The sequence below is a fragment of the Mycobacterium sp. genome (genome assembly GCF_035314665.1).
Classification (GTDB): Bacteria; Actinomycetota; Actinomycetes; order Mycobacteriales; family Mycobacteriaceae; genus Mycobacterium.
This window is the reverse complement of record NZ_DATFZD010000155.1, coordinates 1-9,991: the sequence shown is the minus strand read 5'-3', so window position 1 is coordinate 9,991 and position 9,991 is coordinate 1. Positions and strand designations below refer to the sequence as shown.

The 9,991-nt window shown below is 65.2% G+C and carries 11 protein-coding genes; 5 read left to right on the top strand and 6 right to left on the bottom strand.

Annotated features, from left to right (window positions below; translation table 11 throughout):
- Nucleotides 1-238: 238 nt before the first annotated feature.
- The gene (locus VKI00_RS12510; RefSeq protein ID WP_324437775.1) at nt 239-1,423 is read left to right on the top strand and encodes a transposase; all 1,185 of its coding nucleotides are present in this window, start codon (nt 239-241) and stop codon (nt 1,421-1,423) included.
- A 46-nt stretch (nt 1,424-1,469) separates the two neighbouring features.
- On the opposite strand, the gene VKI00_RS12505 is transcribed toward VKI00_RS12510, so the two are convergent.
- Entirely contained in the window at nt 1,470-2,624 is a 1,155-nt protein-coding gene (locus tag VKI00_RS12505) for an acyl-CoA dehydrogenase family protein (protein ID WP_324437774.1), read from the bottom strand.
- A 132-nt stretch (nt 2,625-2,756) separates the two neighbouring features.
- Between VKI00_RS12505 and VKI00_RS12500 the strand changes: the two genes are divergently transcribed.
- A complete protein-coding gene (locus VKI00_RS12500) occupies nt 2,757-3,581 on the top strand; it encodes a hypothetical protein (RefSeq protein ID WP_324437773.1) in 825 nt (274 codons plus the stop codon).
- Complete coding sequence (locus VKI00_RS12495; protein WP_324437772.1) at nt 3,578-4,234, top strand: hypothetical protein; 657 nt, start codon at nt 3,578-3,580, stop codon at nt 4,232-4,234. Before VKI00_RS12500 ends, VKI00_RS12495 begins: the two co-directional genes overlap by 4 nt.
- A gap of 64 nt (nt 4,235-4,298) precedes the next feature.
- Here VKI00_RS12495 and VKI00_RS12490 read toward each other — a convergent pair whose 3' ends face one another.
- Genes VKI00_RS12490 through VKI00_RS12470 form a run of 5 tightly spaced genes read right to left on the bottom strand, consistent with a single transcriptional unit; the run spans nt 4,299 to nt 8,286 of the window.
- Nucleotides 4,299-5,270 carry an alpha/beta hydrolase gene (locus VKI00_RS12490; protein ID WP_324437771.1) on the bottom strand — a complete coding sequence of 324 codons (972 nt, stop codon included), beginning with the start codon at nt 5,268-5,270 and terminating at the stop codon, nt 4,299-4,301.
- Nucleotides 5,267-5,722, bottom strand: coding sequence for a hypothetical protein (locus tag VKI00_RS12485; RefSeq protein ID WP_324437770.1), 456 nt, complete (start codon nt 5,720-5,722; stop codon nt 5,267-5,269). The genes VKI00_RS12490 and VKI00_RS12485 overlap by 4 nt, the downstream gene beginning before the upstream one ends.
- Before the next feature lie 4 nt (nt 5,723-5,726).
- Nucleotides 5,727-6,887 (bottom strand): amidohydrolase family protein, encoded by a 1,161-nt coding sequence (locus VKI00_RS12480; protein WP_324437769.1) that lies wholly within the window; start codon nt 6,885-6,887, stop codon nt 5,727-5,729.
- Complete coding sequence (locus tag VKI00_RS12475; protein ID WP_324437768.1) at nt 6,884-7,930, bottom strand: amidohydrolase family protein; 1,047 nt, start codon at nt 7,928-7,930, stop codon at nt 6,884-6,886. Before VKI00_RS12475 ends, VKI00_RS12480 begins: the two co-directional genes overlap by 4 nt.
- Nucleotides 7,927-8,286, bottom strand: coding sequence for a Rieske (2Fe-2S) protein (locus VKI00_RS12470; protein ID WP_324437767.1), 360 nt, complete (start codon nt 8,284-8,286; stop codon nt 7,927-7,929). Before VKI00_RS12470 ends, VKI00_RS12475 begins: the two co-directional genes overlap by 4 nt.
- 144 nt (nt 8,287-8,430) lie before the next feature.
- On the opposite strand from VKI00_RS12470, the gene VKI00_RS12465 reads away from it, so the two are divergent.
- Complete coding sequence (locus VKI00_RS12465; RefSeq protein WP_324437766.1) at nt 8,431-9,654, top strand: cytochrome P450; 1,224 nt, start codon at nt 8,431-8,433, stop codon at nt 9,652-9,654.
- On the top strand, nt 9,651-9,991 hold a 341-nt coding region (locus VKI00_RS12460; RefSeq protein WP_324437765.1), incomplete at its 3' end, for an alcohol dehydrogenase catalytic domain-containing protein. The genes VKI00_RS12465 and VKI00_RS12460, both read left to right, overlap by 4 nt.

Below are 9,991 nucleotides of genomic sequence, written 5' to 3'. Positions count from 1 at the left end.
CAGCGCTCTTCGTCGCGGTGGGCGGCCGGCGGATGCGCGGGATCGATGGGCGGCATGTTGTCGGCCAGCCATGCTCTGGCCCGGGCACGGAAATCGTCGATGGATTCCACGTCGGTGGATGCCAGTTCAGCCTCGGTCATCGGCTCGTCGCGGCGTGGAAACCCCTGGATTTGGCCGGGGGAGGAGACGCCGCATCTCTTTTCGGAGGGTTGTCGGTGGTGATGGCTAGGTTGCAGGAATGGCGCGCTATCGGCTGCTTCCCACTGCCGAGCAGGCGGTGGTGTTGGCCGAACACTGTGGCCACGCCCGCTATGTGTGGAACTTGGCGGTCGAGCAACAGCAGCGCTGGCAGCCGGGCCGCCAAGCGCCCGGGTACAACGAGCAATGTGGCCAGTTGACCGCGGCCCGCGCCGAATACGATTGGCTGGCAGCCGGGTCGCAGACGGTGCAGCAGCAGGCGTTGCGGGATTTCGCGCAAGCGATGCGTAACTTTTTCAACGGCACCCATCGTCGACCGACGTGGCGCAAAGCCGGTGTCCATGAGGGCTTCCGGCAGGTAGCGGTCAAAGCCCATCACGTCAAGCGTCTGAACCGGCGGTTCGGCCGGGTGTGGGTGCCCAAGGTCGGCTGGGTCCGCTTCGTTATGTCGCGGCCGGTTCCGGAAGGCGTGAAGTCCTATCGCATCACGCGTGATCGGGCGGGCCGCTGGCATATCGCGTTCGCCCACGCACCGGAACCGATTCCTGGGCCCTGCGATGGCTCGGTGGTGGGTGTCGACCGCGGCGTCGCGGTGGCCGCCGCCTTGTCGACCGGTGAGCTGCTGCACGCCCCTGGCCTGAGCCCCAGTGAGGCCAAGCGGTTGAAGGTGCTGCAGCAGCGCCTGGCCCGCGCCGAGCGTGGCTCCAACCGGCGAGCCCGCACCCAACGCGCGATCGCAAAACTCAAGGCCCGTGAAGCCGACCGACGCAAAGACTGGGTCGAAAAAGCCACCACTGATCTCGCGCGACGGTTCCACACGATCCGCATTGAGGCGCTTGATGTGCGTGCGATGACCCGCTCTGCACGGGGAACCGTGGATCAGCCCGGTGTAGGCGTTGCCGCCAAACGCGGCCTCAACCGGGGTATCAGCCGCAGCTGTTGGGGCCTGTTCACTGCGCGTTTGCAGCACAAAGCCTCTGGTCGGGTCGAGCGCATCCGGGCCGCGTACACGTCGCAACGATGCGCCGATTGCGGGTACACCGCGCCCGGAAACCGTAAGAGCCAAGCGGTATTCGCGTGCCAAGCCTGCAACACGGGTCCGTGCAACGCCGACGTGAACGCTGCACGCAACATCGCCGCCGGACGGGCGGTGACAGCACGGGGAGACCTCGGCGCTAGCCGGTCTACGAACCGTGAACCTCAATCGTGCTCTCCTGCCGCATAGGTAGTGGGACGGTTTGGAATCCTCTGGCTTCAGCCACAGGTGGACGTCAACAAGCAGACCTCGGGGCTTCGATTCCTGCCTCCTGCCACTGGTACACGCGCAGATTGTGCTCTTCGGGTGTGCCGAACATGGACCGGTACAACGCAACTCGCCGCAAGTACACGTGCAGGTCGTGTTCCCAGGTGACACCGATTCCGCCGTGCATCTGCACACAGCCCTGAACGATCTCGGTGGCCATTTCCCCGACATACGACTTGGCGATGCTGGCCGACAAACCCGCGTCGGCTGACCGGGCGGAGGTGGCGGCCACCGCCGCGGCCGTCGTTGCCCGGCACGCCTCCAACCACATCTTCATGTCGGCGAAGCGATGCTTGAGTGCCTGGTAGGACGCCAGCGGGCGGCCGAAGGTGTGCCGGTCCAATGCCCACGCGACGGTGAAGTCGAAAACTGTCTGCAGGATGCCGACCACTTCGGCGCACTGCAGCACCTGCGCGATTTGGCTCTGGCGGTCGATCAGTCCGGCGGTCTCGGCAGCGCTGCCGACGGCGGCGCTGTGCTCGACCTCCACACCGTCGAAATGCACTCGGGCGTACTGCTTGACCAGATCGATCGAACGCTGCGGCTCGACCTGCACCCCGGAGGCCTTGGTGGGTACCAGGAATTGGCGCACGCCGTCGTCGCTCCGCGCCACCACAAGCAGCAAGTCGCTCTGCGCGCCCGCCTCCACGCGGTCTTTGACACCGTCGATGCGATAGCCCGAATCGGTTGACGTGGCGGTCAGCGACGGCTCATGGGGTGCCCAGCCCTGCCCCGGCTCGTAGACGGCCCAGCAAGCCACCGTCTCGCCGGAGATCAATGACTCGATCGTGTCCGCATGGGACTCGTGTTCGGCACAGTCCACCAGCGCGGCCAGCACCGTGCTCACCGGATACAGCGGTCCCGGCGCCACCGTCTTTCCGAGTTGCTCGGCGACCATCGCCAGATCCGCGACACCGTCGCCCGAGACGCTGCCGCCACCGAGTTCCTCGGGAACCAGCAAAGCCGTCCAACCCAGCTCAGCGGCCCGCTGCCACCAGGCCGGGTCGAACGAGACGCCGTCCGCGTGCAGCTCACGCACCCGGCTCAACGGAACCTCTTTTTGGAGAAAAGCTTGGGTGGTGGAAGCGAAGAGTATCTTTTCGGGGGAATCGACGGCAGTCATGATGTTGGCTGGACCTTCCCGTCCGATTCGATCCCAGTCAGGGTTCACTGGTGCCTTCGATGGTAGCAATGAGCAATACAGTAAGAGATACCGGAGTTCAGTCGATAATGACGTCGAGAAGCTGTAGTCACTATGGCTGACGTGGGCGAGCGGCCGCAGGATTCCGCCAAGGCGAAGGCGGACGCGATCGCATTGGCCGAGCAGGCCGAGGCGGAGGCCGCCGAGGCAGAAGCGCTGGCTGCGGCGGCGCGCGCACGCGCCCGGGCCATCAAATTGCGGCGTGAGGCGCAGGCGCGGGCCGACGAGGATGCCGAGGACACCGCAGAAGACACCACCGCCGTCGAAGCCGCCGACGCCACCACCGAGACGCCCGAAACTCCCGAAGAACCCAAGACAGCGCAGCCGTCCGAGGCGCCGGAGTCACCCGAGACGTCGACCGAGTCAACCCGGCGGCGGTTGCCGGTACCGGGGATACCGGGGTTATCGACGCTCATCACCGCTGCCGCCATCGTGGCCATCTGTGCTCTGCTCGGAGCGAGCGGATGGATGCTGTTTCATCACCACACCGTCCAAGCGGAACGGCAGCGATCCGCGGCTTACAGCGCTGCTGCCCGACAAGGCGTAGTCAACCTGACGTCACTGGACTTCAATAAGGCCAAGGAAGATGTACAGCGGGTACTCGACAGCGCCACCGGCGAGTTCAGGGACGACTTCCAGCGCCGCGCTGACGATTTCGCGTCGGTGGTAAAAGATTCCAAAGCGGTCACCGAAGGGTCGGTCACGGCCGCCGCGGTTGAGTCGATGGGTAAAGATTCCGCGGTGGTTCTGGTCATGGCTAACGAACGGGTCACCAATTCGGCTGGCGCCAAAGATGATCCCCGGGCCTTTCGGTTCCGGGTGTCAGTGGTCCGAGACGGTGATCAGCTGAAGATTTCGAAAGTTGAGTTCGTGCTATGAGCGCGGACGAAAAAACCGAGCAACACGACGTCGAGGGCTCGCCCGATCTGGAGCCCAGCGACGGAGTGGAAATCGACAAGACCGCAACCGACGACGAAGCGGACAGCGAAGGCGACACGACCGAGCGCGACCTGACCTCATGGATCGGCGGCAAGGTTGCGCGCCGCCGACACGTCAAAGTCGGCCCGCTGGCTCTCATCCTGCTTCTCCTGGTGTCCGGTGCGCTCGCGGCATGGCTGTACGTCAAGCAGTACCGGCCCGATGAGCAAACCGACACCGCCGCCGCTCAAAGCGCCGTCAACGCCGCGCGCGACGGCGTTGTCGCATTGCTGTCTTACAAACCTGACACCCTCAACGAGGACTTCGCCGCCGCAAAATCCCATCTCACCGGGGATTTCCTGAACTACTACGATCAGTTCACCCGGGAGATCGTGACCCCGGCCGCAAAGGAAAAGGCGCTGACAACGACAGCCCAGGTCGTGGGCGCGGCGGCGTCCGAACTGCACCCGAATTCGGCGGTCGTGTTGCTCTTCGTCAACCAGGCCACCGTCAGCAAGGAGCGGCCCGATCCGGCGATGGCGTCAAGCACCGTGCTGGTGTCATTGACGAAGGTGAACGGGACGTGGCTGATCAACAAGTTTCAGCCGATCTGAGTCCCCGCTGATTGGCCGACTTCTCCTCACGCCGCTCCGCGGCGTGCATCGTCGTCGGCCGCAGCTAGATGGCGAACGAGCGGCGAAGCACCTGAGCGTGCAGCGCGGCGCTTTCCCGCGAGACCACCCACTCCGGCACCGTCGAATCGAACCCGTGGAATGTGGCCGCGACGACGTGCAATTCCGTGTGAACGAAAGCGTGCAGCAGGCGGCGCGCATAGTCGATGGCCTCATCGCGACACGGGTCGATCTCCGCGCAACTGATGAAGGCCGGCGGCAACCCCTCCAGGTTCGCTCGGTGGGCCGGTACGTGTTGGGCGGTCGCGCCGCTGTGACCGAGGTAGTGGCCCCACGCGCGGCTCACGGCGGGGCCGTTGAGCCCCGGCGTGCGCTGGAATTCCCGGCGCGACGGCGTCGCATCGGAGTCGAGCATCGGCTGGTGCAACACCTGGGCCAGGATCCGCGGGCCCTCATGGTCGAACACGCGCTGGGCCAATGCCGCGGCCAGAGCCGCGCCCGCGTCCCGGCCCATCAGCACTGCGCGGGTGCCGTCGGCGCCAAGGCGGTCGCTGTTGTCGACGGCGTAGCGAAACGCTGCTTCGACGTCGTCGAGTGCCGCCGGACACGGGTGCTCGGGCGCCAGCCGGTAGTCGACCGACACGACCAGGCAGCCGGCGGCGCGGGCCAGGTCCACACAGTGCGCATGGTCGGTATCGAGGTTGCCGGTCACGAAGCCGCCGCCATGGGCATACACCGCCAGCGGCGCGGGCGATTTGGTCAGGCCGCGGTAGAGGCGCAGGCCGAGCCGCCGGCCCCCAGGTCCGGTCATGGCACGGTCTTCGATCTCGACGCTGCCGGTGTCGACGGCCGCCGCGCGCTCGGCCGCCAACCGGTCGGCACGCTCCCGCTCGGCCGGAAGTGACTCCGCACGGAACTCGACGATGTCGAGGCTGGCTGCGGCATCGCGCAGCGCCGGGTCGATCCGGCTAATTCCTCTAGGCCCTGCGGGCCGGGCGCGATCGGTCTCGGTCGTCATGCTGTCTCATCTTTCCGGCGTCTCGACCGATCGTCAGCGAAACCATCGTCAAGGTAGATCTGCGACTCCATGTGATGAAAGATGCGGTACTGCTCGCCGCGCGCCACCAGCATCCAGGTGATCCAGCTGCTGCCGCTGTGCTCGACGTCGGATTCGCGTCCGGTGAAGCTCCATCGGCTCAACACGACGCAGCGGGCGAAGCCGTCGGCAAACAGATCGGCGGACCGCAGCTGCGACGACACCGACGCGCGCTTAAGGCGTCCGGCGACTCGTGCCCAGTGCCGCTCGAGTTCATCGGTGCCAATCAGCGGCATTGCGTACTCGTCGCCGATATACACCGGCTGCGGCGCGTCGTCTTCCCAGAGGTCGGCGACCCCAGCGAAATCCAGGGCCGACCACTTCGCGTCGTATTCGCCGACCAGAGCGCTCAGGCTGGCGGCTGACGCGGTCACGGCGTCACTCGAAACTGACGCTGACCGGCGGCTGCTCCCCGGGCAGGGCCTTGACGGTCGCCGGCAACCTGTACAGGTCGGTCGCATTGCCGCGCATGATGCGCTCCCGCTGGGCCGCAGGGAAACGGTTGATCGCATAGGCCGGCGAGTCATAACTCCAGTGCGGATAGTCGGTCGAGAACATCAGGTTGTCGCCCAAGTCCATCATTTCCAGATACTCGCGGAATGGTTTGACGTCGGCGTCTTCCAGCGGCTGGGTGGTGAACCGGACGTGTTCGCGGACGTACTCCGACGGGCGGCGACGGACGTGCGGTAAGTCGGCGCGGCGGGCTTCCCAGATCCGGTCCATCCGCCACAGCACCGGCATCGCCCAAGTGAAGCCGCCCTCGATGAATACCACCCGCAGATCGGGGTGCCGGTCGAAAGCTCCGTCGAAGACCAGGCTCATCAAATGCGAGACGTACAGCAGCGGCCACGAGGCGAAGAAATCGTGCCAGTGCGCGGGATTCCCGACCGGATAGAGCGGAATCAGCTCGAACGGCGTCTGCCCCATCAAGTGGGTGGCCACCGGGAAACCGTTGCGAGATGCGGCCTCGTACAGCGGATCGAAATGCGGGTTGCCGAACGGGATTCCACGTGTCTGCGGCGTCATCAGCACCTGCGCCATGTATGGATGGCCCGCCCACCGCTCGACTTCGCGCGCCGCCAGCTCAGGTACCTGCGCGCTGACGCTGATCGAACCACGCCAGCGGCCATGCGCGTTGTTCTGGTCCAGCCAGACGTCGGCGAGCCAGTCGTTGTATGTGGACTTCAGCACGTGCTCGGCCTGCGGCAGTTGCGCGTCGCACATCGGCTCCAATGACGCGATGCCGACGCCGGCGTCGATCAGCAGTTGTTTGGCGGCGTAGTCGGGATCGCTACCGGCGACTCCCCCGTTGGGTGGCCACGAGTCCATGCGCAGCGACGACGTCTTGTACGAATCGGGGGTGTCGTAGAAATGCGGCACCGGGCTGACCGCGTTTCCGGCCGGCCAGATCCTGTCGACCCATTCGGCAGGCGCATACGACTTGAGCACGTCGGTTGAGACGGGCAGCGGGTGCACATCGGTGTCGACGATGGCGACCGCGATCTCGGTCTGCGGCTCGACCCGTTCGATGATGGTCATCGCGATGTCTCCTTAACTGCAAGCCCGTAGAGCTCGCTGGCGTTTTGCCACAACACCTTGTCGCATTGTGCGCCGTCGAGACCCGCGGCCGCCACGTCCGGCGGCGACGTCGACCAGTGCGGGTAGCTCGACCCATACATCAGCAGGTCGGCCTTGCCGGTGAAGTCCATCCAGCGCTGCATCTGATCGGTGTCGGTTGGCCCGTCGAACGCCGACGAACAGAACCGCACGTGGGCGGGCAGGTACTCGCTGGGATAGCGGTCCACCCACGGCGTCTGGTCGCGCATCGACAACCAGAAAGTGTCCAGCCGCCATATCAGCGGGGTGAGGATGTCGTATCCGCCGTCGGCGAATACAAATTTCAGATCCGGTTGCCGGCCGAAGACGCCTTCGACGATCAGCGTCGCGAGGTGCACGAAGTAGTTGAGCGGCATGAAGGCCGCGTAGCCGGGGTAGGTGTGCGCATGGCCGGCGAACGTGGGTGGATAATCGACGCCGTTGCCGCCGTTGATGTGCACCGCAACCGGCAACCGGTGGGCGGCCGCGGCCTCCCAGATCGGCTCGAACACCGGCTTGCCGTAGGGCTCGCGGGATTGCATCGGTACGCCGACCTGAACCAGCTTCGGATGTGCGGCAAGGCGTTCGATCTCGGCCACCGCACCCTTGGGGTCTTCGGGGTTGACCCGGATGCTGCCGCGGAAACGGTCGGTGCTGTCTGGCTCCAGCCATCGGTCGAGCAGCCAGTCGTTGACCGCGGCGCAGATTCGGCTGTTGAGCAGATAGTCGGCAATGTTGCCGCGGGTCAACGGGTTCAAGATGGCGTACTGCACACCGGTGTCGTGGAAAAGATGGCGGGCAACGGTTTCCGGATCAGACCCCGGATAGTGCTCTCCGTATAGGTCTTGGCGATAGTCGCCGCCCGGGGCCTGATACCACTGTTGTTCAACATCGGGGATCGCCCGCAGTTGGTGTGCGGCGGGGAGATAACGCCGAATTTCGGCGTTATCTCGGAAATGCGGTTGAACGTTGGCATCGACGATCATGCGGTCAGGTACACCTCGCCATCGCTGACATCGACCTGGTAGGTGCGAACGCGCCGCCGCGGATCGGCGACGTTGCAGCCCGTGGTGATATCGAATTCCCAGTTGTGCCAGGGGCACCGAACGATTTGCCCGTCGCGAGTGCGCCGTAGCCCGTCCGCGGCGCCGGGGTCGGCCTCGTTGGTTCCGCCGACGAATCCCAGACACAACGGCGCACCCTCGTGCGAGCAGTAGTTGACGATCGCATGCAGAGACCCGCGCACGTTGTAGACACCCACGCCGAACTTGCCGACATCGACCAGCTTCATCGCGCCCGGCGGCAACTCGTCGAGGGAGCAGACCAATCGGCGTTTCAGCACGGCCGGATCACCGCCTCCCTGACGATCATGCAGGTCAATACTGTCCCCGTTACGGTAACCGCCACAACCCATTGGGCTTCGTTGCTATTTATGCAATGATAGCGACAATCGAAATGAGCGCCCAGCCACCAACGAGGAGCGGCAATGACGCTGCGCACCGATCCTGACGAGCCCGTCACCCTCGACCTCACCGGCGAAACCAGCCCCTACATATTCTTCGAATACATGCGGCGCACCGATCCGGTGTGGCACGGCGCATTCATGGATCACGAACAGATGCCCGAGGAACTGCGGCCGGGCGACGAGTGGGTGTTGTTCGGCTATGACGACGTGTTCCGCGCGTTCCGCGACGACCGCGTCTTCACGTCCGCCGAATACGACAAAACGATCGGTTTGGTCATGGGCCACACCATCTTGGCGATGGGCGGCAAGGAGCATCACGATCATCGCAGCTTGGTGGCCAAGGCCTTCCGGGCGACCGCGCTGGAGCGCTGGGAGCCATCGGTCATCGGCCCGGTCTGTGACCAGTTGGTCGACGAAATCAAGGACGAGGGCCACGCCGACCTGGTCAAAGCGCTGACGTTCGAGTTTCCGACCCGGATCATCTCCGAACTGCTGGGGCTGCCGCGCGAGGATCTGGACATGTTCCGGCGGCTGTCGCTGGACCTCATCTCGATCCCGACCGACATCATGGCGGGGTTGACTGCGGCCAACGAGTTGCACGGCTACTTCCTCAACCAGGTCGAGCAACGACGTCGCAAACTCACCAACGACATCATCGGCGACCTCGTTGCCGCCGAGATCGACGGCGAGAAGCTAACCGACGAGGCGATCATCGCTTTCTTGCGCCTGCTTTTGCCGGCGGGCCTGGAGACGACCTACCGGTCTTCGGGCAACCTGCTGTACCTGTTGCTGACCCACCCCGAGCAGTTGGCGATGGTCCAGCAGGACCGCTCGCTGATACCGACCGCGATCGAGGAGGGGCTACGGGTGGAGACTCCGCTGACCATGGTCATGCGGACCACCACCGAGGACGTCGAAATGGGCCGCAAGACAATCCCAGCCGGCGCACAGGTCGACATCTGCATGGGCTCTGCCAACCGCGACGAAAGCCGCTGGCCCGACTCCAACGCATTCGACATCCACCGGCAGCGGCACGCGCACATCGCGTTCGCCGGCGGGATCCACATGTGCCTGGGCATGCACCTGGCCCGACTGGAGACCCGGGTGATGCTGAACAGCCTGCTCGATCGCGTCAAGGACCTGGCGTTCGTTGCCGACGACGGCACGGGCGCGGAGTCCAAGATCGTCGGACACACGTTCCGTTCGCCCAACAAGCTTCCGGTCACCTTCACCCCGGCATCATGAAAAGCCGCGCGGCGATCCTGCATGACGTCGGCGGCCCTTGGTCCGTCGAGGAATTCGAGCTAGACGCGCCTCGTGCCGGCGAGGTTCTGGTCCAGATGGCCGCCGCCGGGTTGTGCCACTCCGACGACCACATCCTCAAGGGCGACATGGCGGCCCCCAACGAAGTCCTGCGGGCGATGGGTCTGCCCACGATGTTTCCCACCATCGGCGGCCACGAGGGTTCGGGCATCGTGCGCGAGGTCGGCGACGGCGTCACCGATTTCGATCCCGGCGACCACGTGGTGATGTCGTTCGTCGCTGTCTGCGGCCAATGCCGCTGGTGCGCAACCGGTATGGA